This window comes from Streptacidiphilus jeojiensis, from assembly GCF_042510965.1.
Classification (GTDB): domain Bacteria; phylum Actinomycetota; class Actinomycetes; order Streptomycetales; family Streptomycetaceae; genus Streptacidiphilus; species Streptacidiphilus jeojiensis.
In genome coordinates this window covers 145,006-168,378 of the sequence record NZ_JBEUKS010000014.1, presented here as the reverse complement: position 1 = coordinate 168,378, position 23,373 = coordinate 145,006, and the positions used below count along the sequence as shown (strand labels likewise).

Genomic DNA, 23,373 nt, shown 5'->3' with positions numbered 1-23,373 from the left:
GGCTGGCGCACATGACCAGTGCGGAGCAGCCCATCGAACCTGTCGCGACAGCGCCGCTCACCGTCGTCCCCGGCGGGAGCCTGCCGGAGCGGGCCGGCGCGCTGCTCCGCGTGCGCTCGTACCAGAAGCTGTGGCGCACCCAGCTGTTGGGCGCGGTCGGTGACCGGTTGGCGCTGCTGGTCCTGGTGGTGCTGGTGGTCCAGGTCGCGGTGACCGGGTCGTCCTCCGCGCAGATCTACCGGCACGCGCTGCTGGGGATCGCCGCCGTGCTGGCCGCCCGACTGCTCGCATCCCTGGTGGTCGGGGTGCTGCTGCTGGGGCCGGTGCACCGGCTGCTGGACAAGGCGGACCGCCGCTGGAGCCTGTTCGGGACGGACGTGCTGGCCGCCGTGCTGATCGGGGTGGCCCCGTTCTGGACGGTGTGGGTCCACTCCACCGCCGCGATCTGGCTGGTCGTCAGCGCCTTTGTGCTGGGGGCGGCCGAGCGGATCGGCGCGATCGCCCGCGAGGCCGTGGCGGCCCGGCTGCTGCCGTCGTCGGCGCCAGGCGTCCCCGTTGCCGACCAGGCCCCGGTGCTGCGCCACATCGACCGGCGGACCGGCTATGCGGCGCTGCCGCTGGCCGCCGCGGCGCTGGCCGGGTTCAGCCTGATCGAGAACGGCCTCGCCTCGGGCGGCGACTGGCTCGCCCACCATGTCGGCACCGTCTCGGCGTTCGGCGCGGCCGGTTTCCTGGTCGCCGCCGCGGTGCTGCTCTACCTCGAGGAACTGCCCGGCGTCCCGGCGGGTTCGAGCGCCCCGCGCTCCCCGCTGGCGGCGCTGCGGGCCCCCGCCGACGTGCAGTCCGGCGGGGCCGCCTCCGCGCAGGGGCCGCGCGGCCGTACCGGCAGTTCGGTCATGTTCAGCTTCGCGGTCGCCGGGGCCGTCGCCGCGATGGCGTCGGTCGTCGGCATCGCCCTGCCGCACGCCTACGACCTCTCCGCGGGGCCGGTCGGCTTCGGACTGCTGGTGCTCGCCGCCGGGGCGATGCCCGCGCTGGGCGCGCACCTCGCCGCTTCGGTGCTGCCGGTGCTGGGACGCCGCCGGCTGCTGCCGCTGGCGCTGGGCACAGCCGCGCTGGCGCTGCTGCTGGCCGGGCTGGTCCCGGACTTCGTACTGGCGCTGGTGCTGGTGGGCGTCGCCGGCCTGGCCGCCGGGATCGCCGTCCGCACCGGCCGGGTGCTGCTGGACCTGGAGACCGAGGAGGCCCGGCAGCCGCTGGTGGCCGAGCACCTGCGGTCGATGGTCAGGGTCGCCGCGGCCGCGGGCCTGCTGGCGGCCCCGCTGCTGGCCGCGGCCTTCGGCCGGCAGACCGCCGGTTCGGTCGACTTCGACCATGGCGGCGCGGGCCTGGCGCTCGCGGTCGTCGGCCTGCTGCTGCTGGTCTTCGCGGTCGTCCTGTTCCTGCGCACCGACGACCGCCGGGCCAGCGCGTCGCTGAGCCGGGACGTCTGGGACGGGCTGCGCGGCGGCCCGGTGACGGTCCCGCACCGGGCCGGCACCGGCTACTTCATCGCCCTGGAGGGCGGCGACGGCTCCGGCAAGTCCACCCAGGCGCAGGCCCTGGCCGAGTGGATCCGCAGCAAGGGCCACGAGGTCGTGGTCACCCGCGAGCCCGGCGGCAGCGCCATCGGCCAGCGGCTCCGCGCGATGCTGCTGGACGTCGGCAACACCGGCATCTCGCACCGCGCCGAGGCCCTGCTGTACGCGGCGGACCGGGCCGAGCACGTGGACACGGTGATCCGTCCGGCGCTGGAGCGCGGCGCCGTCGTCATCACCGACCGCTACCTGGACTCCTCGGTCGCCTACCAGGGCGCCGGACGCGACCTGGCGGCCACCGAGGTCGCCAGGATCTCGCGCTGGGCCACCGACGGACTGGTCCCCGACCTGACGGTACTGCTGGACCTGGACCCGGCCGTGGCGCGCGAGCGCTTCACCGAGGCGCTGGACCGGCTGGAGTCCGAGCCCGAGGACTTCCACGCCCGGGTGCGCGCCGGCTTCCTGGCGCTTGCCGCCGCCGACCCGGTGCGCTACCTGGTCGTCAACGCCGCGCAGCCCCCCGCCTCCGTCAGCACCGCGATCCGGCACCGGCTGGACCGGGAGCTGCCGCTGTCCGGGCAGGAGCGGGCCGCCCGCGCCGAGCAGGAACGGTTGGCCCGGGAGGCCGAGGAGCGCAGGCTCGCCGAGGAGGCCCGGCTGAAGGCCGAGGCCGAGAAGGCGGAGCGGGAGAAGCAGGCGCTGCTGGAGCGGCTGCGCCTGGAGGAAGAGGAGAAGGAGAAGGCCCGGCAGGCCGAGGAGGACCGCAAGGCCGCCGAGGCCGCCCGCCTCGCTGCTGAGGAGGCCCGCAAGCAGGCCGAGGCGGAGGCGGCGCGCAGGGCGGCCGAGGACGCGGAGCGCCGCGAGGCCGAGGCCAGGGAGCGCCGCAGGGTCGAGGCCGAGGCGGCCCGGCTGGCCGAGCTGGAGCGGCAGCGCGAGGTCCGGCGCGCCGAGGAGCGCCGCCGCGCGGAGGACGCGCTGCGCCGTGCCGAGGAGGCCAGGCTCGCCGCCGCCGCCGAGGCGCGGGAGGCGGAGACCCGGGAGATCCCGCTGGCGGAGGCGGCCGGTGCCGGCAGCGACGCCAAGCCTGCTGCGACCGCCGGGTCCGGCGATGCGACGACCAGGATGCCGGTCGTCAAGGGCACCACGCCCGGCACCGCGGCCGACGAGGAGGCGGCGTCCAGGACGGCCGCGCCCGCTGCGGCCCAGCCGGTTGCGGCCAAGCCCGCTGCCGCCCAGCCCACTGGCGCCGAGCCCGCTGCCACCAAGCCCGCTGCGGTCGAGCCGGAGGAGCCCACCCAGGTCATCAGCGAGGAGGAGCGCGCCGAAGCGGTCCGTCGCGCCGAGGCGATCGACGCCGAGCGCGCGGCTGCGGCCGCCGCCGAGGCGGCTCCGCCGAAGCCGTCCACGCCCCCGGCGACCCCGCCGACGGCTTCTGCGTCCTCCACGACCGCCTCCACCTCCGCCGCCGACGAGACCACCAAGCTGCCCCGGATCACCGACGACCCGAGGCCGCGCCGCGGGCGTGCCGCCGTGAAGCCGGCCGCCCCGCAGGACCCGGCCTCTCCCGACGAGCCGACGGCAGTCCTGCCGCAGCCGGAGGATCCCGACCGGACCCGCCAACTGCCCAGGTCCTGGCGGGCGGCCAGGCCGCGCAGCGACGAGAGCGTCCAGGACAAGGTCCCGGAGTGGCTGTTCCGCCCGCAGGACGGCGGATCGCCGCAGCCGCCGGTCTCGCCGGTGGAGCGGACCCGTCAGCTGCCCGTCGTCGACCCCGACGCGCCGGCGCCCACGCACGGCCGCTACGACTGGGCCGAGGACACCCCGCTGGACGACCTGCCCAGCCTCACTGACGAACTGCTCGGTTCCCGTGACGAGTGGTCCCAGTGGGACGGCCGCGAAGCCGAGGGCCGGCCGGGAGGCCCCGAGGACGGCCCGGGCAAGGGCAAGGGCTGAACGAACGGATCCGGGCTGTCGGTGCCGCCCGTTAGGCTCGTCCCACAGCAGTAGGGGCACGACCGGACCGGAGACATCGTGAGCGTGTGGGACGACCTGGTCGGCCAGGAACAGGTGGTGGAGCAGCTGGTCGCCGCCGCCAGGTCGGCGCGGGCGGTCCTGGAGGGCGGCCGGAGCAGCGGCGCGGAGGAGCAGGCCGCTCCCGCCGCGGCCGGCACCACCGGAATGACGCACGCCTGGCTGTTCACCGGTCCACCAGGCTCCGGCATGGCCACCGCCGCCCGGGCCTTCGCCGCCGCGCTCCAGTGCACCTCGCCGGACCTGGAACTCGGCGGGGTACCCGGCTGCGGCTTCTGCGAGGGCTGCCACACCGCGCTGATCGGCAGCCATGCCGATGTGGAGTCGGTGCGCACCGATGTGCTCAGCATCGGGGTGAAGGAGACCAGGGAGCTGGTCCGCAGCGCGTCGATGTCCCCGGCCGGCGGACGCTGGCAGGTGATCATCCTGGAGGACTCCGACCGGCTCACCGAGGGCGCTGCCAACGTCCTGCTCAAGGCCATCGAGGAGCCGGCCCAGCGGACCGTGTGGCTGCTCTGCGCCCCCTCGGTGGAGGACGCGCTGCCGACGATCCGCTCCCGCTGCCGGCTGCTGGTGCTGCGCACCCCGCCGGTGGCGGCGGTGGCCGACGTCCTGGTGCGCAGGGACGGCATCGAGCCGGAGATGGCGGCCTTCGCCGCCCGCGCCGCCCAGGGCCACATCGGACGGGCCCGCCGGCTGGCGCTGGACGCGGGGGCGCGCGAGCGCCGGGCCGAGGTGCTGAAGCTGCCGCTGCGCGTGGCCGACCTCGGCGCCTGCCTGGCCGGTGCGCAGAGCCTGGTCGACGCGGCGGCCGCGGACGCCAAGCAGGTCGCCGAGGAGGTCGACGCCAAGGAGACCGAGGACCTGCGGGCCGCGCTGGGCGCCGCGGCCGGGGTCGGCGGCAGGATGCCGCGCGGTACAGCGGGGGCGATGAAGGAGCTGGAGGACCGGCAGAAGCGCCGGGCCACCCGCACCCAGCGGGACAGCCTGGACCGCGCACTGATCGACCTCTCCTCCTTCTACCGCGATGTGCTGGCGGTGCAGTTCGGCGCCGCGGGCGAGCTCTCCAACGAGGAGATGCGTGCGGCCGTGGAGCGGGTCGCCGGGGAGTCGCGCCCGGAGGGGACGCTGCGCAGGATCGAGGCCGTACTGGCCTGCCGTACGGCGCTGGAGCGCAATGTCGCCCCGCTGCTGGCGGTCGAGGCCATGGCCGTCGCGCTGCGAGCGGGGTAGCTGCCCGGCCCTGATGGCGCGCGGGCCGGGGTCCGGGTCCGTGGGCGCGGTCCAGGGGGCGCAGTCGGCGAACGGCCGCGCGCTGCTTCCTTCGGGTGACACTTGGTGCCCCCGGTGAGGGTTGCCGGAGGAGGCGGGGGATGGCCTCTGGATGATCTTGTGGTGGGTGGGACTCGCGCTGTTCGGAGTGGTGGCCGCGGTATGGGCGGGCGGAAGCGCCCTGGCCGCCTGGCGCGAGCAGCGGGCCGGACTGGTGTACGAGTTGACGCCCTGTTACCGGGGCACGGCGCTGCGGGGTGCGGCAGCGGTGGCGGCGGTCGGCTGCGTCTGCGCGGGTGGTGTCGCGGTGGGGCTGTCGCCGCACCCCGGCACCGGCTCTGGGCCGGTGGCTGCCCGCCCGCTCCGGGCCGCGGCGACCTCGGCCCGTCCGCAGGGGCCGGCCCGGACACCTGCCGCCAGGCACACCGGTCCTGCTGCGGCCGCCCCGTCCCCATCCTTGTCCCCGTCCTCGATCGGGCTGCTGACGGTTGGTCACCCCTCCGGCGGCCAACTGCTGGAGGGGGCGCTCCCCGGAGTCCCCGGCCGGTACCGGGTGTGGCTGCCGAAGCAGTACCAGGGGCGCGCCACGCCGCTCCAGGTGCTGGTGGTGCGGGCCGACGCCGCCCAGCTCGGGTCGGTCTTCGACGGTCTGCAGAGTTCCGCCGAGCTGAGCCGGGCCAATCCCTTCGTCGCCGTGGTGCCGCTGGCGGGCTGTGACCCCACCGCCCAACTGCCGGCCGATGCGCTGCGCCGGGCCATGGCCGCCCGCTTCCACGTACGCAAGGACGCCCAGGGCTGGGCCCTGCTGGGGCTGGGCGCGGGCGCACCCTGCGCGGTGGCCGAGGAGTTGGCGCACCCGCCGCTCTTCACCGCCGCGGCCGGACTCTCGGGACGCTACGAGGCACTGCTCCCGCTGCGCGGGGCGAACGCCGCGGCACCCGGGACCGCCCATCTGTTGGTCGCCGACACCGCCGCGGACACGGCCGGACAGCAGTCGACGGCGCGGCTGCGCACCGCCCTCGCCGCCCGTCCGCGCACCGACCTGCGGACCGCCGCGACCGCCCAGGACTTCAGCCCGGACCGGGAGCGCTTCCGCCTCGTCCGCCAGGCCGCCGGTTATCTGACGGAGCTTCTGGCCGCGCAGGGGTCTGCGCAGCCGACCGGGCCGGCGTCCGCTGCACCATCCGTGCGGGCGACCGGGCAGTGACTGTCAGCGTCGAACGGTACCCTCTGCGTGCAGAGAGAGTTGAGGTCCGGATGAACGTAGTACGGCGGTTCGCCACAGCGACGGTGCTGTCCGCGAGCCTGGTCGTGGTGGCCGGGTGCAGTTCGCCCGCACCTGCTCCTCCCCGCAGCACCGGTTCCGGCTCGGACGCGGCGTCGTCCGCCGCCGCTTCCACGGCTTCGGCCTCCGCGTCGGCCGGGGCCTCCACGGCCGCGGCGCCGGTGCTGGAGCCGCTGCCGGCCGCGATCCCGGCCGACCTGCAGCGCTACTACAGCCAGAAGCTGACCTGGACCAGCGCCGGCTGCGACGCGGGCTTCCAGTGCACCACCATGAAGGTCCCGCTGGACTACGCGAACCCGGGGTCGGGCTCCGACGACATCTCGCTGGCGGTGGTCCGCCGCACATCGTCCGGCCAGGGCTCCCAGCACCTGGGATCGCTGCTGGTCAACCCCGGTGGCCCCGGCGGCTCCGCGATCGACTACGCCGAGTACGCGGCGACCAGCTTCCCGTCGGTGATCCGGAACGCCTACGACATCGTCGGGATGGACCCGCGCGGGGTCAACCGGAGCACCCCGGTGACCTGTCTGACGAACCAGCAGATGGACACCTTCGCGGCCACCGACACCACCCCCGACTCATCGGCCGAGATCAACGCCCTGCTGGCGGCCGACAAGACCTTCGCCCAGGGCTGCGAGCAGCGCTCCGGCGCCCTGCTCGGCCACGTCAGCACGGTGGAGGCGGCGAAGGACATGGACGTCCTGCGCGCCCTGCTCGGCGACGCCAAGCTGAACTACCTGGGCAAGTCCTACGGGACCTTCCTCGGCGCCACCTACGCCGGGCTGTTCCCCTCCCGGGTGGGCCACCTGGTGCTGGACGGCGCCATGAACCCCTCGCTGGACGCGCTGCAGCTGGACAGCCAGCAGGCCGGCGGCTTCGAGACGGCGTTCAACGCCTTCGCGGCCGACTGCGTCAAGCAGAGCAGCTGCCCGCTCGGCTCGACCACCCAGCAGGCCGGGACCAGGCTGGACGCCCTGTTCGCAGCCTGGGACAAGCACCCGCTCAGCACCGACTCCCCGTCCCGGCCCCTGGACGAGGCGCTGGGCACCACCGGTGTGATCTCCGCCATGTACGACCAGGGCGAGTGGCCGACCCTGCGCGCGGCGCTCAACCAGGCCGTCGCCGGCAACGGCAGCGGTCTGCTGGCGCTGTCCGACGAGTACTACGAGCGGTCCGCCTCGGGCCAGTACCAGAACCTGATGGCCGCCAACGCCGCGGTCAACTGCCTGGACCTGGCCCCGGCGGCGACCACGCCGCAGGAGGTGGAGCAGCAGCTCCCGACCTACCGCAAGGCCTCGCCGCACTTCGGCACGACGCTGGCCTGGTCCGGCCTGTCCTGCGCCTCCTGGCCGGTCAAGCCCACCGGCGAGCCGCACACCATCCCGGCCAAGGGCGCCGCACCGATCCTGGTCGTCGGCACCACCCGCGACCCGGCCACCCCCTACGCCTGGGCCCAGGCGCTGGCGGCCCAGCTCGACTCGGGAACGCTGCTCTCCTTCAACGGCGACGGCCACACCGCCTACGAGCGCGGCAGCTCGTGCGTGGACACCGACGTCAACACCTACCTGCTGACCGGCCGCACCCCGGCGAAGGGGACCATGTGCAACTAAACGGGTACAAGTAAGGACCCAATCAATGCCACAATCCTTTCATCGCACCAGGCGGTGGTGCGATGAAAGGATGAGGCGGCAGGCATGTTCGGAGTTGTCCACTACAGCACCTACGCGGTCGGCGCCCTGCTGATCGTCCTGCTCCCCGGGCCCAACTCGATGTACGTGCTCTCGGTGGCCGCCCGCCGCGGCGTCCGCACCGGCTTCCGCTCGGCCTGCGGGGTGTTCCTCGGCGACACCACCCTGATCGTGCTCACCTCGCTCGGCGCCGCCTCGCTGCTCAAGGCCACCCCGATCGTCTTCGACGCGGTGAAGCTGGTCGGCGCCGCCTACCTGGTCTACATCGGCTACGGCATGCTCAAGGCGGCCCGCCAGATGTGGCGCGAACGCAGGGCCGACCCCGACGTCCAGGAGCCCGCCGCCCCCGTGGACGAGCGCGAGCGCCCGTTCCGCCGGGCCCTGGTGATCAGCCTGCTCAACCCCAAGGCGATCCTCTTCCTGCTGTCCTTCTTCGTGCAGTTCGTCGACCCCGGCTACGGCCGGCCCGCGCTCTCGTTCACGATCCTGGGCGCGACCCTCCAGCTCTGCAGCGTGCTCTACCTCACCACGCTGATACTCGCCGGCACCGCCCTGGCCAACGCCTTCCGCCGCCGTCGCCGCCTCTCCGCTGCGCTCACCACCGGCGTCGCCGCCCTCTTCATAGGCTTCGCTGCCAAGCTGGCCACCGCCTCCACCAGCTGACCCGCCCCACCACCCGCAGCACCCGAAAACCCCGTAAGGATCACCCCTGCGGACTGTGTAGACTAACCCCCGTTGCCGGTCACAGACCGCCGACATCGCCGCCTTAGCTCAGTTGGCCAGAGCAACGCACTCGTAATGCGTAGGTCTCGGGTTCGAATCCCGAAGGCGGCTCACTCGAAGGCCCAGGTCAGACACCGTCTGACCTGGGCCTTTGTCATGAGAGGGAGATACGGCGAGTGCCTGTATGACGCACCGTCAGGACCTCCAGTACACATTCAGTACACATCAGGCCGCGAGAGCACCCCCGCCGGCCTCCAGGGCGGCGAGCTCTGCTGCCAGCTCTTGGGCCTTACGAACCGCCTTCTCCGCCTTCTTCCGTGCCTTGGCAAGGGCCTTGGTTCGTTCGAGGTCGAGACGGCCGGAGACCTCGTCTAGCCGGTCCGGCCAGAGGTGACCGTACGTGTCCAAGGTGAGGGTCGCCGACTTGTGCCCGAGCATCGTCTGCACGACCTTCACATCGGCGCCGCTGGCGATGGCGAGGGAAGCGGCAGTGTGCCGCAGCACGTGAGGTGTCACACCGAGTTCGCTCAGGCCAGCAGTGGCCAGGCCCGGGGCGAAGATGCGCCGGACGAAGTTCCGGTTAATGAGGATGCCACCCTTCTCCGCGGTGAACAGGAAGTCCTCAGGGCCGCGGCCCTCCATCAGTGCGGCGAGATCCTTGGCGAGGAAGGGCGGGACTGGCACCGAGCGCCGTTCGTGGGTCTTTGGTGTGCCGATAATCGGCGTAGTCCTGTCCATAGACCAGGCTTCGGCGATCCGAACCCGCCGTGCCTTGAGATCGACTCTGCCAATGCGGATCGCGGTTGCCTCGCCCCAGCGAACCCCTGTGTACGCGAGGAACAGGACGAAGGTGCGGTAGTCCCCACAGGCGTCGGCGAGGTCTTCGACCTGCATGTGGTTGAGGTACACATGCTCGGGCGCGACAAGGCGAGGGAGGGGAACTCCGACGGCTGGGTTGGTTGTGATCTTTTTGCTTCTGATGGCGAACGTCAGGACCGCGCGAAGCACGATGTGGATCTTGCGCAGGCTGGCGGGGGACATGGGACGCCCGCTCTTCACCGTGTCGGTCAGCAGGTCGCCCATCCAAGTCACGATGTCCTCGTACCGCACGCGGGCTACGGCAGTAGTACCCCATCGCGGCAGGATGTAGAGGTCGAGCAGTTCCCGGTATCGGTTGCGTGTGGTGACTTTGATGTCGACCTTGGACGCGAACCAGGACTCGGCAACCTCCGCCAGCTTCGTGCGCCCTGCGGCGGGGTCGCTGTAGCTCCCGTCACTCAGTTTGGTCTGGAGCTCTGCACGCTTGTGCTCGGCGTCGATCTTCTTGAGGTACGTGAGCGACCGGGGGTCTCCGGAGAGGTCATACCAGCGGACCCGGAAGCGGCCCGGGGGGGTTCTGCCGCTGGACTTGGCACGCTTCACGGCCTGCTTGTAGTCGGCCTGGTTGATTCGGTCTTCTATCCACACTCGGGACATGGCTGCACCAGTTCGTTGATGTTACGTGGGCATGACAGGATGGCAATTAGGGCACGCCCGCTCGGATGGCGTAAGTGACCTTGGGCGACGCGAGCGTGCGGGATCGCCAAGATGGCGCGGCGGCGAATTCGTAAGCCGCGCAGGGGCAGGGGCGCGCCTGCCCTAGGAGTGGCCGGGAGAGGCTAGCTCTCGCTGGCCTGCTTGAGGAGGGCCATCACTTCTTCGGGGCTTGCTCCCTCGCCCAGTGCTTGTTCCGCCTCGGTGATCAGCGACTGCATCCTCGCGGCGGCACTCGCCGCGAGTTGAGCGGTCTGCTCGTTGAAGCCCTGGACAATCTCCTTGGCTCGGTCTTGGAGCACTGAGCGAGCGAAGTCGGCAGTTGTGCGCTGAGAGTCAACCGCCGGTAGGCGTTCCATGGTTGAGGAGTAGTAGAGGCGTGCGTCGTTCGCTGGAAGCGCCTTCTCACCCCGCATCCAGAGGACGAGTGCTTGATTGTCGGATACCGCAACGTCGGGCAAGAGCCTGACTGCGGTGTCCTTGTCGGCACCTTCTGGGAGAGCCAGCAGGTGGAGCGGTGCGACGTCCAGAACCATGGCGAGGCCCACTAGTTCATCAACCGTGACGTCGCGCTTGCGTTCGCCGGCTGCGTTGTGGCGGCCCGACTCGATGTTGTTGAGCACTGAGTGAGTCAGGCGAGGAAGTCCTCGGGCCGCGCACTGTTCGGCCAGTTGTTTCGCCGTCCAGCCGCGCCGCCCGCGGGCCTCCTTGATTCGCCGCGCAACGGCGTCGCTGACCGACAGTCCGGCTGGATCTGCTCCGGTGGTCACGCGAACCTCCTTGTCTGTCGTATCGACCACAGTACGCAAGCGGCGCTGTCTGTGCAATCGACAGACGAAAGAAACGACGAGCAATCTCCTATGTCTAATCGACAGGCAGTGACACCGGGCCTGAGTTGCCGTCTTTGCTGCGACCCTGCTGTCATCCAGGGTTCTTGTCTGTCGAATCGACAGAAATAAATGTCTTCTTGACAGAAGTGCGCACGGCAAGTCAGTCTCTAGCCATGAGTCGAAGCGACAGGAAAATCTGTCGAAACGACATAGGCGAAAGATGAGTGCGCATGATCGACAGTGATCGACTGTGGAGTCACAAGGAGACCGCCGCATACCTCGGCATCTCGGCGTCCACGCTGTACCAGCTCAACTGGAAGGGCTGCGGCCCGCGGAGCGCGCGGATCGGGAAGTACCGCAGGTACAACCCGGCGGATGTTGTCAGCTGGGTTGAAGACCGCTCGGGTGCGACCGGGGCCGCAAGGTGAAGCGCAGGCGCGCTGCGGAGGCGCTTCCCCGGCACACCTGGTGGACCACGTCCCAGGCGGCTGACGCGCTCGGCATATCCCCTCACGACCTGCGCGAACTGGGGGTCATGGGCTGGGGGCCGCGCTTCGTGAGGGTCGGGTGCAGTAGGAGGTACCGGCCCGCTGACGTCCGGGTGTGGGCGTCGCTCGGAATCCGCAGTGCGGCAGAGGTGGGGCGATGAAGCGGAGCTGGGCGGAGAGCCGGATCTGTCAGCGGAGTAGCCGACTGCCGCCCCGTGGGCCGCCGCTCGGTGCCAGCACAGAGCAGACAGACCGCCCGCACTTCCCGAGAGCAGGAACTCCGTGAACATCAACCCGATTGACCGCTACGCCAAGGAACCGCCCCGCGCCTGGGTTGGGCACATCTGGAACGCCACGTGGAGGGAGAAGTCCGGCCTCTACGCCCGCGGCAAGATCCTCGACGTGGCCCCCGGCCGCGTACTCGTGCACTGGCTCGGCTCCGGCCGGCGTTCCCCGCAGTGGGTGAGCACGGACCAGGGGACGATCAGCCGATCGGCAGTCAAGGACTTCTTGGACGGCGCACCACCGACCCCACTTGAGTAGAAGCAGGCCGCCAACCCCTTGAGGGGTTGGCGGCCTGCTGTGCTGAGGTGGCGCAGTGGGGAGCAGGTGATGCTCGCGGGGCCCCTCGTGGTCACCAGACCTCGATGCCGCCGCCCATCCAGCGAACCAGGTCGGGATCGGCCACGTCTGGGTCATCCAAGCCGGCACGCCGCAGGAACTCCTCTACATCGCCGCGTTGAAACGCGTACCCCACCAACTCATGCCGCACCTCGACTCGGCGCGCGCTGCGGTCGCCGAACATAGGGTGCGGCTGCACAGGGTGAACAACCACCGGCGGGTTGGTCGGGGCGTCTTGGGTTCCTTGCTCGTCCACAGCATCAGCTTCACCCCCACTCCGCGCCTCCGCACGCCGGGCAGAGCGCCGCGGGGGGCGGCACGCCGCCGCTACTCTGGCGGGCATGGGCAAGCACTCCCGGCCGGACCCGCGCCACGAGCCAGAACTGCCGGACGACGTTGACCCGGCCGATGAGGCGCTGCTCTACCCCTATATCCGCCGCCGCCGACCCCCGCTTGCTGGACGGCGAATCCACCACCCGATCAACGGCGGCGCCGGCCACGTACGTCCCGACGAAGCCAGGCTGCTGCTTGAATGGGACGGCTTCGCCTACCAACCGGGCGGAGTCGCGATCAGCCTGGCGGAAGCCCACAAGTGGGTGTCGAAGGGCGTGTGAGTTCGGCCCCGCGGCATCAGCCCACCCGCAGTTCTCGTCACTGTACGATGCGGCGGAAGGCCACGGCCTCCTTGTTCCAGTAGCCGTCATCGAACTTGGTGATCTCGATGTCCTTGCCAGTCCGGGGGGCGTCAATCACAAGATCATCCCCCAAAAACATGCCGACGTGACCGGGGTTCGTCACCGTGCCGTCGCTGCCGGCGGTGAAGATCAGGTCGCCCGGCTTGAGGTCGGAGGCGTTGTAGACCGGGGTGCCGTCATTGACCTGTGTGTAGGTGGTCCGGGTGATCGTGACGCCTGCGGCCTGGTAGGCCATCATCATCAGGCCGGAGCAGTCGTAGCTCGGGTCTCCTGTGCCGCCCCACTGGTACGGCAGGCCCAGCTTCGAGACGGCGAACTTGATGGCCGTCACCACGGCGACGGGAGTGCCGGTCGGCAGGGTGAACCCTTCGGGGAGCCTGACGGGATTGGTGATCGCTCCGCCGTTGCCGTCACCGTCGCCCCCGGAACAGTTCGTGGCTCCGCCGCTGGCTGTGGCGACCAGCTGGCGCGCCAGGGACTCCCACTTGGCGTAGGCGTCGGGATAGGCAGACTGCTGCACGTCCTGAGCAGCCTGGCCCACAGGCAGGTTCTGCCAGTTCGAGACCTGGACGAGGCGGCTGTAGAACGCCTTGCTCGCGTACACCGGGTCCATCAGCTGCGATGGCGACCCCCACCCCTGGCTGGGCCGCTGCTGGAAGAGTCCGATGGAGTCGAGGTCGCCGCTCGGCAGATTGACGAGGCTGCTCTCTTGCATGGCAGTGGCGATGGCGATCACCGCGGCCTGCTGGGGAAGATTCAGGTCGGCGGAGACCTGGTAGATGATCTGGGCGTTGCTGACCTGTTCGCTGGTCAGGCTGACGCCGCCGGCCGCAGGCGATCCCACAGTGACCGGTGTCGAGCAGTTGCTCGTGCCGGCCACGGCGTCAGGAGTCACCGCTGTCGCCCCACCCGCGGCGAGCGCGATCGTCATCACCAACACGATCGGCGTTGCGATCCCAGCCCCGATGCCGAGCGCAGCCTTGTTCATGAGCCCCCTTCACAGCCAGGCCACGCACGACCACCGCCTCGGCGGAGTGGCGCAGCCTGATTCACCACAGCTAAGGCGTGGGGCAGTAAAGATAGGCAGGATGCGAACAGAGAAGTCAACTGAAGTTTCTCGAAATATGGACTTCCATGCGCTGGTGTTCAGCAGCGGGAGATTGAAATACTGCGCAATGTCCGGATTGCACCACTGGTGATAGGGGTGCTGCGTGGCCGGAGGCCAGTGATAGCGGGCGGCGGAGCGGAGCGATAACGATCTGAAAACAGACGAGCCCCCCAGGTGGGGGGCTCTACGTATTCCTCGACAAAACCAGTCAAACGGACATAGTGGGCAAGCGGGACTCTACGCGGACTGCTCCGGCTCGTCCTCCTCGCCATAGAGACCTTCGATCCTGCGAAGGGACCGCGCCAAGTCGAGCAGGGCGGCGCTGCTGGCGGGCGAGAGGCCGTCGGCCTGGCGGGCAAGCTCGCGTATCGAGGGCTTCTGGAGCGCCTGGGCCAAGTGCAGTTCGGCGCGTGAGGGTGCCTCATGCCTGGCCTCGTTGAAGAAGTCCAGGCGCACGTTGAACAGGGCGGCAATGGCCGTGATCCGGCTCAAGGTCGGGTCCGTGCGCTTCCCGGTCCTCAGTTGCCAGAGGTAGGTGGGCGAGATGACCGAGCGGCCGGCGCGGTCGTTCATACGCTTCGCTGCCTCGGGGTTGGTGTACGGCTTCTGGTCCTTCGGGTGCACGTTGCTGAACAGATGGTTGAGCTTCGCGGCAAGAAATCCGTGCTCGCTGCCGTCTTCGCGCAAGTCTTCCTGGTCCTCTGTGGTCATGGTCGGCGTTCTTCTCCCCTCGATCGCCATCGGGACATCGTTGCGCACAGTGATGGCCACCCGCCATGGACTACGCTTTGTATAGATGTGACCTCGATCACATGAATTCCAGTTGACGGCACATCTTTATTTCTGACTATTGTTTGCCCACAGCTCATTAGCCAGAGTGAACACGCCAGTCGGGCGCACTGTGGGACGAACGGGCTTTCCTGTCAGCAAGATCACGGCGCGGGGGTGGCCGACCGGACCGGCGTGGGCCGATCCGGGGCGGTTCTACCGATCCGCTGCCTTTGGAGCCCACATGTCTCTTCCTCTGCACGTCGCGCACGCTGCGCACACTCTGCTGGCCGGAGCGGTCAGCAACCCGGCCCCGGCCGACCCGACCAACGGGAGCAAGGGCACCAACCTCCTGCTCAGCTACGCGAAGTGGGGCAGCCTGATCGCCTGTGCCGTGGCGGCCGTGGTCTCCGGTGGCCTCATGGGCATAGGTCACCTCAGCAACCGGCCCGACTCGGCCGACAAGGGCAAGAGGGCGCTGATCTGGTCGCTCGGCGGCGTCATCGTCACCGCGTGCGCCATCCCCATGATCAACACCGTCTTCGGCGCTTCGGCGTAACCAGCAGGGACTCCACCGTGGCTAACCCGTTCCTTGCGCCCAAGCGGCGACGGATCTTCCCGCGTCTGCTGGCGGCCGTCGTTGCGCTCCTGGCCGCCGTAGCGGTGGGCGTCGCGGTCGAGTCCCAGCTCGGCCCCCGCGCCCCGAAGACCTACACCCCGCCGGCGGCGATCCCGCTCCCCGGCGCATCGACGTCGCAGAGCCCGACGCTGACTCCGTCGCCCAGCGCATCGGCCGCCCTCACCGGCGCCCTGCAACTGGTGCAGGGGACCGAGCTGGTCAACGGAGTCAGGCTGGGCTACCCGCACTCCACCGTGGGCGCGGTTTCGGCCGGCGTCGAGTACATGCGCCAGATTGGCTCCACTCTCGACCCCGACCGGGCCGCCGCGGTGGGCCGCCTGATCGCCGACGCATCCTGGTCCGACGCCCCGCAGCAGCTGGCGCAGGGGCCGACCGCCACCCGCAAGCAGCTCGGCCTCCCCACCAGCGGGCAGGTCCCGGCCAGCGCCTCCGTTGTGCTGGCCCCCGTTGAGTATCAGGTCCGATCCGCAACCCCGGATGACGCCACGGTGCTGCTCCTGGCGACCTACACCACGAGCTCGCCGGGCCAGGGCATCTCCACGCGCATGGGGGTCTACCCCCTCGACATGCACTGGTCCGCCGGTGACTGGCACGTCCTCGCCCCGAGCGACAACACGAACTACAGCAACCTGACCGCCCAGCCGGACTCCCCGGATGCCTCGGCGAAGGGCTGGCAGGAGCTCAAGCACTGATGAACCACCGAACCACCACCGCGGGGGTATGAGAGATGTCCTGCATCACCGACCCCATCAGCTGCGTCGCCGGCCCGATCGTCGGCGACGGCGTGGACAGCATCGTCTCCAGCGCCTGGGACAGCATCTGCAAGAGCTTCGCGGACGCCGCAACCTCCGTGCTGACCAGCTTCGCCAAGGCGTTCGTGGCGATCCCGAACGTGGACCTCACCTCCACCGGACTGCGCAACGTCTACGCCATCTCGCTGGGCCTGGCCAGCTTCGTCGCGGTCCTCCTGCTGCTCGGCCAGGTGATCCGCACCGCCGTCACGCACGACGGCTCCGCCCTGGCGACCGGCATCGTCGGAGTCGGCAAGGCCGCGCTCGCCTTCATGCTCACCCTGTCCATCGCCTCCACCTGCCTGCTAGCCAGCGACGAGCTCACGAAGTGGATCGTGGACAACAGCCTCGGCGGAACACAGGCATTCAGCGACAAGATCGCAAAGCTCGTCGCCTGGGACCCCCAGACCAGCGGCAGCCTGCTCCTGATCTTCGGCATCCTCGGCATCCTGCTGACCGTCGTGCTCTGGTTCGAGATGCTGCTCCGCAACGCCGCCATCGCCGTGCTGATCGCCACCTCGCCGATCTCGGCCGCAGGCATGATCTCCGAAGGCACCAAGGGGTGGTGGTCCAAGCTGGTCACCTCCACGGTGCAGCTGATCATCCTCAAGCCCATCGTGGCCCTGGTCTTCGCGCTCGGCTTCAACCTCGCAGGCGACTCCCAGGACCTGGAGACCACCCTCGCCGGGATGCTCGTGCTGCTGCTCGCCGCACTCGCCTGGCCCTCCATTGCCCGGTTCTTCTCCTTCGCCAACATCCAGGCTGGCGGCGGGGCGGGCCTCGGTGCCCTGCTCGGCTTCGCGGGAGGCCGCCTCAGCGCCCAAGGCGCTGGCGGCCCCTCCGGCGTTTCCCCGGAGGAGTTCGGCTCCTCCGCCGCGGACCGCACCATGAGCAGCTTCGCCAGCAAGGGCGGCGGCCAGGTCGCCGGGGCGGTATCGGGTGGTGGGCAGGCAGTTGGTGCTGCTTCCGGGGCAACCGGTGCTGCTGCCGCAGCCGGCCCCGCCGGACTGATCGCCGCGGCAGGCGTCCGTCTGGCCCAGCAAGCGGTCAACTCGCTTGCAGGCGGCATGGACAAGATGGCCGGCCACGCCGGAATGCAGGCCGCCCCCGGAGCCCAGCCGGCAGGCTACGTCTCCCGGTACGGCAACCAGGCACCCCTGCCCAGTACCAGCGGTGGCGGTGACGGTTCCGCCACACAGGGACCGACAGGCGGAACACCGCCCCAGCCGCCCGCAGAGGCACCTGGCCAGGAGAACCATCAGGCCCGCACCGAGGGCACTCCGGAACTGCCGGTCACCGGGACGCCGCAACCAGACGCCACGGGGAGCGAGTCGGCGGCACCGTCCGACCCGCCCACCATCGAGATGCCGGTCGTCCCCTCCGACGTGGAATCGACGTCCGGCCCCAGCCCCGCCGAAGCGCAGGAGGCACAGCCTCCTGCACCAGCCGCTAACCCGGGCTCCACCCCGGGAGGGTCGGCACCAGCCGGGGCACCGCCCGCGGCCTCCCCGGCGACACCGCCGCCCGCGCCCGGAGCACCCCCGGCTGGCCCCAGTTCCAGCAGCACCGCGCCGCCACCTGGCCCGAGGCCCAGCGGACCCGACACCAACTCACCCAAGGGAGGAGGAACGAAGTGAGCGACACTCAGAGCACATCGACCTCGCGCACGTACTTCGGCTGGCAGCAGGAGAAGGTGGCGTTCATGTTCGGCATGTCCGCCCAGCGGGCGGCCATGCTCGGCGGCGGCGTCCTCCTCGCCATCTGGCCACTCGCGGCATCTCGACTTCAAGCCGGGCTCGTGACCTGGCCCCTCTCCCTCCTCCTGGTCGCTCTGGCCTACGTCCGGATCGCCGGACGCACCGTAGATGAATGGGCGGTCGCCTACGTGAGTTTCAGCTTGCTCCGCAACCGGCAGCAGAATCGTTTCCTCTCCGGCCCGTTCAACCCCGCCACCAAGGCCGGGGGCGACGCCAGCCCGAGCATGGACCTGCCGGGCATCCTCGCCCCGCTCACCATCCTCGAAGCCGACACCGGCAACGGCCAGACCATGGCCGTGATCCACAACCGGGCCGACCGCACGTTCAGCGCGGTTGCCCGCATCCGCTTCCCCGGCATCGGCTTGGTGGACTCCAGCCGCCGCGACCAGCGCGTGGCCGGCTGGGGGCAGCTGCTCTCCGGCCTGTGCTCCGAGGGCAGTCCGATCATCCGCGTCCAGGCCCTCCAGCGGCTGGTGCCCGAGTCCGGGGCCGCGCTGCACCGTTGGCACGAGGACCACCTCGCCGACACCGCCCCGGCCGCAGCAGTCGAGATCACCTCGTCACTGCTGGGCACCGCCACCCTGGCCACCTCCCAGCGCGAGGCGTACCTCGTGTTCACGATGGACTCCGCCCGCGCAGCCGGCCCGATCAAGAACGCAGGCGGCGGCACCGTTGGCGCCGCCGCCGTCCTCGTCCGCCACCTGCGGGCGCTGACCACCTCGATCGGCTCCGCCGACCTCCAGGTGGAGGGCTGGCTCGCCCCCCGCGACCTGGCCGAGGTACTGCGTACCGCCTTCGACCCGCACAGCGCGCGGATGCTCGCCGAACGCCGGGCCAAGGCCAACGCGGCGGCGGTCCGCGGACTGGAGCCGACCGCTGAGCCCGGAGTCTCCGTCGGTGTCGCAGGTCCGGTCGCCGCTGAGAGCGCACGCGCCTACTACTCCCACGACGGCGCGCAGTCAGTGACCTACTGGGTCGCCGAGTGGCCCCGGAACAAGGTCTACTCGACGGCACTGGCTCCGCTGCTCGGGGAGGGCGAGCACCGCCGCGCGTTCTCGCTCCACGTCGAACCCCTGACGCCCCGCGCCGCCGAGCGCGAGGTCATGCGGGAACGCACGGCTCGGCACGTGGCCGTCAGCATGCGCCACAAGAGCGGCCAGATCGTTCCCGAGCACGAAAAGGCGGCGCTGCACCGCGCCGAGGCACAGGACGCCGAACGGGCAGCCGGCCACGGGCTGGTGCGGTTCAGCGCCTACGTCACCGTCACCGTCACCGACCCGGCCGACCTCGAAGACGCCTGCTCGGCGCTTGAGGCCGACGCCTCCGGCGCCCGCATCGAACTCCAGCGCCTGTGGTTCGCCCAGGACGTCGGCTTCGCCTGCGGTGCCCTGCCGGTCGGCATGGGCCTGCCGAAGAAGCGGTGGTGACCATGAGCATCCTCACCCGCAAGAAGGCCGCAGACCTCCCTGCCTTCGACCTCGGCCAGGTCCTCGGCACCCCCGCAGCGCCAACTGCCGCACCGGATACCACGAAGCGGGCCAAGGAACGGCGGCAGCCGGTCGCGCCGCGGCGCGGATGGGCTCGCCCCTACGGAGGCCGTGCCCCGGTCATGCCCGCCGTTCCGGTGTTCCGCGGCAGCACCGGCCAGGTCCAGGGGCTCTACCCCTGGCTGTACGGTGCGTCGATTCCGCCGGTGGGCGTCTACATGGGTGTTGACTGCCTGGCCGGCGGCGCGTTCTCCTGCCATCCGATCGAGTGGCTGCACCGTGGACTGATCACCAACCCCAACATCCTCGTGACCGGAGTCCCCGGCGCGGGCAAGTCCGCGACCCTCAAGGCGCTGTCCACGCGCCTGGCCGCGTACGGCGTCCGCACCTTCGTCCTCGGCGACATCAAGAACGAGTACGCCCCGCTGGCACGGGCCTTCGGTGTCTCCCCGGTGGAACTCGGCCCCGGCCTCCGCGCCCGTTTGAACCCGCTGGATGCCGGCCCCCTCGGTGCCAACCTGCCCACGGACAAGGAGGAGCTGCGCGAGCGCCTGGACGAAATCCACCGCCGCCGCATCACCCTGCTCTCGTCGCTGCTGGTCATGCGCCTGGGGCGGGACCTCACCCCCACCGAGGAGGCCGCGCTCAGCCTCGCCATCCAGCACGCCTCCGGCCAGGCGGTGGGAAACAGCGAGCTGGTGGACCCCACCATCCCCGACGTGTGGGCGCTGCTGCGCGACCCGCTGCCGGAAATGGCGGAGGAGCTGCGCGTCCGCGACGCCAACGTGAGCGAACTGCGCGAGATGATCCGGCCAGCAGCAGACGCCCTGGGCAACATGGTCCGCGGCAGCCTGAGCGGCCTGTTCGACCGGCCCACCACCGTCCGCCCCGACTTCAACGCGCCGATCCAGACGGTGGACCTCAGCCGCATCGACGGCCGCGGTGACGAAACCGTGGCGATGACCCTGGCCTGCGTCAGTAGCTGGGGCCAGGCAGCCATCGACGAGCCCGGTGGCCCGGTCCGCCTGGTCGTCCGCGACGAGCTCTGGCGGGCGATGCGCGTCCCGGCGATGATCCGCAAGCTGGACTCGGACCTCCGACTCTCCCGCGCTCAGGGGACGATCCAGGTCCTCAGCACCCACCGTCTCGCCGACTTCGAGGCCGTCGGCGCGCAGGGCAGCGAAGAGGTCAGCATCGCCAAGAACCTCATCGCCAGCTGCGACGTCCGGATCTGCCTGCGCCAGGACACCGCCCCCCTGGCCATGACCCGCGACGCCATCGGACTGACCGACACCGAGTGCGCGCACATCGCCTCCTGGAGTGGCGAGCAGATCGGCCGCGCCATCTGGAAGATCGGCCGGACCTCCAGCCACGTCGTGCAGACGGTGCTCAGCCCGCTGGAGCGTCAGCTGTACTACACCAACGAGCGCATGGCCGTCTGATGGCAGCCTCCACCAGCAACAGCACGGTCGCACGGCGACCGATCCTGGACGGCCCGGCGGACTACCTCATTGTGGTCCTGGTCGTCGTGGTGGTCGCCGTGACGATGGGTACGTGGGCCACCGGCCAGCTCGCCGGGCTGCTGACCCACGCGGCTTGGCCACCGGTCAGCTTCGGCTCGGCCTTCGCCATCGCGCGGCAGCTGCCGCAGCACCTGGCCGAACCCAAGCAGGCGTGGCCGGTCGCAGCACGGGGTGACCTGCCCGGACAGGTCGGCTTCGCCGTCTCCGCGGTCCTTGTGCTGACGCTGATGGCGACGGCCGCAGCCTGGGTGATCAGGAACAGCCGCCGGAGCAGGTCGGTGCGCGGCTTCGCCTCGCACAACCAGCTGGCCCGAACGCTCTCCGCGAAGGCCGTCGTGCGGCGAGGCCCGACCGTGCGGCCCTCCCTCCGCGGCACAAAGATGAAGGTCACCGACGTCGCGGTGAGCCTGGGGCGGACGTTGGCCGGCCTGGCCCTGTGGGCAATTGTGGAGAGCAGCGTCCTGGTGCTCGCGGCACCGCGCCAGGGCAAGACCAGCCAGATCATCATCCCCTGGCTGCACGCCTGGACGGGGCCGGCGCTCGTCACCAGCCTCCGCGGCGACGTCCTGGACGCCACCGCTCTGAGCCGCCGGGCTGCCGGTCCGGTAGCGGTCATGGTGCCCACGGGAATGGTGGACTGGCCGGACATCGCCCAGTGGTCCCCGACCTCCGGTTGCGAGGACTTCGGCAAGGCCATGCAGCGGGCCGACCTCATGGTGCAGATCGGGAAGTCCGAGACCTCCGATAGCAGCGGAGCGGGCTTCTTCGGCGCGACCGCCACCAGCCTCCTGGCTGGCTGGCTGCACGCGGCGGCCCTCACCGGCCGCACGATGGACGACGTCCTGACCTGGGGCTTCAACCCCAGCATTGAGGAACCCATCAAGCTGCTGGCCAACTCGGACCGGGCCGAGCACGGGGTTGCCGCCATGATGGACAGCCTCTACCGGAACCCCGGCGACACCAGGGCGAACCTCTTTGCCACGGTGCAGACGGCGCTGACGCCGCTGTTCGCACCGATGGCCCGCGCCACCTTCGCCCCGGCCGCCGGCCAGGGACTGGATATCGAGACGTTCCTCAAGGACAACGGCACCCTCTACCTTCTCGTGGGGGAGCAGGAGTCGCGCTCGCTGGCGCCGCTGATCACCGCCTTCATCGACGAGTTCACCGAGACTGCGAAGCGGCTGGCCGACCGCTCACCCGGCGGTCGTCTCGACCCGCCGCTCGGCATGATCCTCGATGAGGTGGCGAACGTGTCGCCGCTTCCGCATCTCCCTGAACTGCTCTCCTTCGCGGGCGGCTCCGGCATCTTCATCACCGCCATCGCCCAGAACATGGCCCAGCTCCGCAAGCGCTGGGGCCAGGAGGGCGCGGACATGATCTGGGGAGCTTCGACCGTGAAGATCGCCCTTGGCGGTCTCGCCGGCAAGGAGCTAGAGGATTTCAGCCAGCTCGCCGGTATCTACCGCGAGGCGCTGACGACCTACCAGTCCGGTAGCCACGGCACGACTATGCAGACCACGCTCCAGGACCGGAAGACGGTCACAGCCGACGAGATCCGCACTCTCAACGAGGAGCGGCGCGAAGCGCTGATCATCCACGCCACGACCCCGGCGACGAAGGTCGTCATGCAGCGCCACTACGAAGGCAAGGACGCTGCCGACTTCACCAAGTCCGTCGAGTGGGCCAGGGCCTATCGCCAGCAGGCGGCAGCTGAGGAGGCCGCAGCATGACCGATACCGACTACCAGCCCATCGGCCGGATCAAGGGGCACCCCCGAGTCCGCCGCCCCAAGCTGCCCCGCACCCGCACCCGCACCCAGTCGTCTGCCGGTCGCGGCAAGATCGCAGCCGGCGGCCTGGTCGAGTGGCACGACATGAGCCCCAGTGAGCGCGCCGCCAACTGGGCCAAGCTCTGCAATTGGGTGACCTGGCTCTACGACCGCTACGAGCTCTCCGTCGAGTCCCGCCTCCCCGAATGCTGGGCGGAACACCCCGGCATGATCGAGGAGCTGTGGGCCCTGATGGTGTGGCGCTTCGAGATATACGGCTCCGAGCTGCCCGCCGGGCAGGCAGCGAGGTACTGGCACACCGAACTGCGGGTGGTCACGGCCAACGCCGCCAGCTACTACGCGTCCAACTGCCGTACCGGGCACCGCAAGGAGTACGCCAAGGCAGCGGACGACCAGGAGCTCCAGAAGAGGTGGAACGGAGCCGACCCGGCTCTCGGCATCCCGAAGGAGATGCTGCCCACCGAGAACGCTGCACTGGCAGGGGCACCCGGCACGATGCCCGCCGAAGCGATGCGGGCAGCACTCGCCTCCGGGGCGGCCAGCGTGCTCAGCCCCGCCATCCCCGAGTACGTCCGGCACGAGGGGGCCTGGTGGCTGGACGCGGGAGAGGACACCTGGGTTCTGGTGACGGACGCCGCCTTCGCGGAGAAGCTGGACGCTTCCGCAGCGGCAATGGAGGCAGCGACCGCAGCAACTCAACGCCGCCGGGCAGCCAAGGGGCTGTTCGGGGACGCCCGAGCAGACCATGATCGTGACGCAAGGAACTGACG

Annotated in this window: 20 protein-coding genes and 1 tRNA gene; 16 read left to right on the top strand and 5 right to left on the bottom strand. The window is 70.5% G+C overall.

The window, feature by feature from the left end; translation table 11 throughout:
- The first annotated feature begins 11 nt into the window (after positions 1 to 11).
- The 6 genes from tmk to ABUW04_RS32205 all read left to right on the top strand — a co-directional run bounded on the left by tmk (position 12) and on the right by ABUW04_RS32205 (position 8,684).
- Entirely contained in the window at positions 12 to 3,530 is a 3,519-nt protein-coding gene (gene tmk, locus ABUW04_RS32230) for a dTMP kinase (RefSeq protein ID WP_380568030.1), read from the top strand.
- 78 nt (positions 3,531 to 3,608) lie between these two features.
- The gene (locus ABUW04_RS32225) at positions 3,609 to 4,841 is read left to right on the top strand and encodes a DNA polymerase III subunit delta' (protein WP_030253947.1); all 1,233 of its coding nucleotides are present in this window, start codon (positions 3,609 to 3,611) and stop codon (positions 4,839 to 4,841) included.
- A 166-nt stretch (positions 4,842 to 5,007) separates the two neighbouring features.
- Positions 5,008 to 6,087 (top strand): hypothetical protein, encoded by a 1,080-nt coding sequence (locus ABUW04_RS32220; protein WP_380568029.1) that lies wholly within the window; start codon positions 5,008 to 5,010, stop codon positions 6,085 to 6,087.
- A gap of 50 nt (positions 6,088 to 6,137) precedes the next feature.
- Entirely contained in the window at positions 6,138 to 7,772 is a 1,635-nt protein-coding gene (locus tag ABUW04_RS32215) for an alpha/beta hydrolase (protein ID WP_380568027.1), read from the top strand.
- An 84-nt stretch (positions 7,773 to 7,856) separates the two neighbouring features.
- Positions 7,857 to 8,513 carry a leucine efflux protein LeuE gene (gene leuE, locus ABUW04_RS32210; RefSeq protein WP_380568026.1) on the top strand — a complete coding sequence of 219 codons (657 nt, stop codon included), beginning with the start codon at positions 7,857 to 7,859 and terminating at the stop codon, positions 8,511 to 8,513.
- 97 nt (positions 8,514 to 8,610) lie between these two features.
- Positions 8,611 to 8,684 (top strand) — tRNA-Thr (locus ABUW04_RS32205).
- 114 nt (positions 8,685 to 8,798) lie between these two features.
- On the opposite strand, the gene ABUW04_RS32200 is transcribed toward ABUW04_RS32205, so the two are convergent.
- Both ABUW04_RS32200 and ABUW04_RS32195 read right to left on the bottom strand, forming a co-directional pair.
- Positions 8,799 to 10,049: a tyrosine-type recombinase/integrase gene (locus ABUW04_RS32200; RefSeq protein WP_380568025.1), complete on the bottom strand. Its 1,251-nt coding sequence runs from the start codon at positions 10,047 to 10,049 to the stop codon at positions 8,799 to 8,801.
- 182 nt (positions 10,050 to 10,231) lie between these two features.
- Positions 10,232 to 10,876 carry a helix-turn-helix domain-containing protein gene (locus ABUW04_RS32195; RefSeq protein WP_380568024.1) on the bottom strand — a complete coding sequence of 215 codons (645 nt, stop codon included), beginning with the start codon at positions 10,874 to 10,876 and terminating at the stop codon, positions 10,232 to 10,234.
- A 290-nt stretch (positions 10,877 to 11,166) separates the two neighbouring features.
- Here ABUW04_RS32195 and ABUW04_RS32190 point away from each other — a divergent pair, with 290 nt between their 5' ends.
- Positions 11,167 to 11,364 carry a helix-turn-helix transcriptional regulator gene (locus ABUW04_RS32190; RefSeq protein WP_380568023.1) on the top strand — a complete coding sequence of 66 codons (198 nt, stop codon included), beginning with the start codon at positions 11,167 to 11,169 and terminating at the stop codon, positions 11,362 to 11,364.
- 342 nt (positions 11,365 to 11,706) lie between these two features.
- Positions 11,707 to 11,967 (top strand): hypothetical protein, encoded by a 261-nt coding sequence (locus ABUW04_RS32185; RefSeq protein ID WP_380568022.1) that lies wholly within the window; start codon positions 11,707 to 11,709, stop codon positions 11,965 to 11,967.
- A 91-nt stretch (positions 11,968 to 12,058) separates the two neighbouring features.
- Here the strand turns inward: ABUW04_RS32185 and ABUW04_RS32180 are convergent, their stop codons facing one another.
- Positions 12,059 to 12,301: a hypothetical protein gene (locus tag ABUW04_RS32180; protein WP_380568021.1), complete on the bottom strand. Its 243-nt coding sequence runs from the start codon at positions 12,299 to 12,301 to the stop codon at positions 12,059 to 12,061.
- Between the two features lie 85 nt (positions 12,302 to 12,386).
- Between ABUW04_RS32180 and ABUW04_RS32175 the strand changes: the two genes are divergently transcribed.
- Positions 12,387 to 12,659, top strand: a complete 273-nt coding sequence (locus tag ABUW04_RS32175) for a DUF6087 family protein (protein WP_380568020.1) — start codon at positions 12,387 to 12,389, stop codon at positions 12,657 to 12,659.
- Positions 12,660 to 12,696: 37 nt separating this feature from the next.
- Here ABUW04_RS32175 and ABUW04_RS32170 read toward each other — a convergent pair whose 3' ends face one another.
- A complete protein-coding gene (locus ABUW04_RS32170; protein ID WP_380568019.1) occupies positions 12,697 to 13,728 on the bottom strand; it encodes an NlpC/P60 family protein in 1,032 nt (343 codons plus the stop codon).
- Positions 13,729 to 14,085: 357 nt separating this feature from the next.
- Positions 14,086 to 14,619, bottom strand: coding sequence for a hypothetical protein (locus ABUW04_RS32165; RefSeq protein ID WP_380568018.1), 534 nt, complete (start codon positions 14,617 to 14,619; stop codon positions 14,086 to 14,088).
- Positions 14,620 to 14,860: 241 nt separating this feature from the next.
- On the opposite strand from ABUW04_RS32165, the gene ABUW04_RS32160 reads away from it, so the two are divergent.
- The 7 genes from ABUW04_RS32160 to ABUW04_RS32130 are packed head-to-tail and all read left to right on the top strand — an operon-like array spanning position 14,861 to position 23,371.
- Positions 14,861 to 15,175 carry a hypothetical protein gene (locus ABUW04_RS32160; RefSeq protein ID WP_370155383.1) on the top strand — a complete coding sequence of 105 codons (315 nt, stop codon included), beginning with the start codon at positions 14,861 to 14,863 and terminating at the stop codon, positions 15,173 to 15,175.
- 17 nt (positions 15,176 to 15,192) lie between these two features.
- A complete protein-coding gene (locus ABUW04_RS32155) occupies positions 15,193 to 15,948 on the top strand; it encodes a hypothetical protein (RefSeq protein ID WP_380568017.1) in 756 nt (251 codons plus the stop codon).
- A 35-nt stretch (positions 15,949 to 15,983) separates the two neighbouring features.
- On the top strand, positions 15,984 to 17,684 hold the full coding sequence (locus ABUW04_RS32150) for a conjugal transfer protein TrbL family protein (protein ID WP_380568016.1): 1,701 nt from the start codon (positions 15,984 to 15,986) through the stop codon (positions 17,682 to 17,684).
- The gene (locus ABUW04_RS32145) at positions 17,681 to 19,231 is read left to right on the top strand and encodes an SCO6880 family protein (RefSeq protein ID WP_380568015.1); all 1,551 of its coding nucleotides are present in this window, start codon (positions 17,681 to 17,683) and stop codon (positions 19,229 to 19,231) included. The genes ABUW04_RS32150 and ABUW04_RS32145 overlap by 4 nt, the downstream gene beginning before the upstream one ends.
- A 2-nt stretch (positions 19,232 to 19,233) precedes the next feature.
- Positions 19,234 to 20,733: a VirB4 family type IV secretion system protein gene (locus tag ABUW04_RS32140; protein WP_380568014.1), complete on the top strand. Its 1,500-nt coding sequence runs from the start codon at positions 19,234 to 19,236 to the stop codon at positions 20,731 to 20,733.
- Entirely contained in the window at positions 20,733 to 22,544 is a 1,812-nt protein-coding gene (locus tag ABUW04_RS32135) for a type IV secretory system conjugative DNA transfer family protein (RefSeq protein ID WP_380568013.1), read from the top strand. The genes ABUW04_RS32140 and ABUW04_RS32135 overlap by 1 nt, the downstream gene beginning before the upstream one ends.
- Positions 22,541 to 23,371, top strand: coding sequence for a hypothetical protein (locus ABUW04_RS32130; RefSeq protein ID WP_380568012.1), 831 nt, complete (start codon positions 22,541 to 22,543; stop codon positions 23,369 to 23,371). The genes ABUW04_RS32135 and ABUW04_RS32130 overlap by 4 nt, the downstream gene beginning before the upstream one ends.
- Positions 23,372 to 23,373 lie beyond the last annotated feature (2 nt).

Excerpts from the sequence above, each read along its gene's own strand:
- ABUW04_RS32200 (WP_380568025.1), bottom strand. The coding sequence starts at position 10,049 with ATGTCCCGAGTGTGGATAGAAGACCGAATCAACCAGGCCGACTACAAG.
- leuE (WP_380568026.1), top strand. The coding sequence starts at position 7,857 with ATGTTCGGAGTTGTCCACTACAGCACCTACGCGGTCGGCGCCCTGCTG.
- ABUW04_RS32175 (WP_380568020.1), top strand. The coding sequence starts at position 12,387 with ATGGGCAAGCACTCCCGGCCGGACCCGCGCCACGAGCCAGAACTGCCG.
- ABUW04_RS32160 (WP_370155383.1), top strand. The coding sequence starts at position 14,861 with ATGTCTCTTCCTCTGCACGTCGCGCACGCTGCGCACACTCTGCTGGCC.
- ABUW04_RS32170 (WP_380568019.1), bottom strand. The coding sequence starts at position 13,728 with ATGAACAAGGCTGCGCTCGGCATCGGGGCTGGGATCGCAACGCCGATC.
- ABUW04_RS32215 (WP_380568027.1), top strand. The coding sequence starts at position 6,138 with ATGAACGTAGTACGGCGGTTCGCCACAGCGACGGTGCTGTCCGCGAGC.
- ABUW04_RS32130 (WP_380568012.1), top strand. The coding sequence starts at position 22,541 with ATGACCGATACCGACTACCAGCCCATCGGCCGGATCAAGGGGCACCCC.
- ABUW04_RS32135 (WP_380568013.1), top strand. The coding sequence starts at position 20,733 with ATGGCAGCCTCCACCAGCAACAGCACGGTCGCACGGCGACCGATCCTG.
- ABUW04_RS32140 (WP_380568014.1), top strand. The coding sequence starts at position 19,234 with ATGAGCATCCTCACCCGCAAGAAGGCCGCAGACCTCCCTGCCTTCGAC.
- tmk (WP_380568030.1), top strand. The coding sequence starts at position 12 with ATGACCAGTGCGGAGCAGCCCATCGAACCTGTCGCGACAGCGCCGCTC.
- ABUW04_RS32150 (WP_380568016.1), top strand. The coding sequence starts at position 15,984 with ATGTCCTGCATCACCGACCCCATCAGCTGCGTCGCCGGCCCGATCGTC.
- ABUW04_RS32190 (WP_380568023.1), top strand. The coding sequence starts at position 11,167 with ATGATCGACAGTGATCGACTGTGGAGTCACAAGGAGACCGCCGCATAC.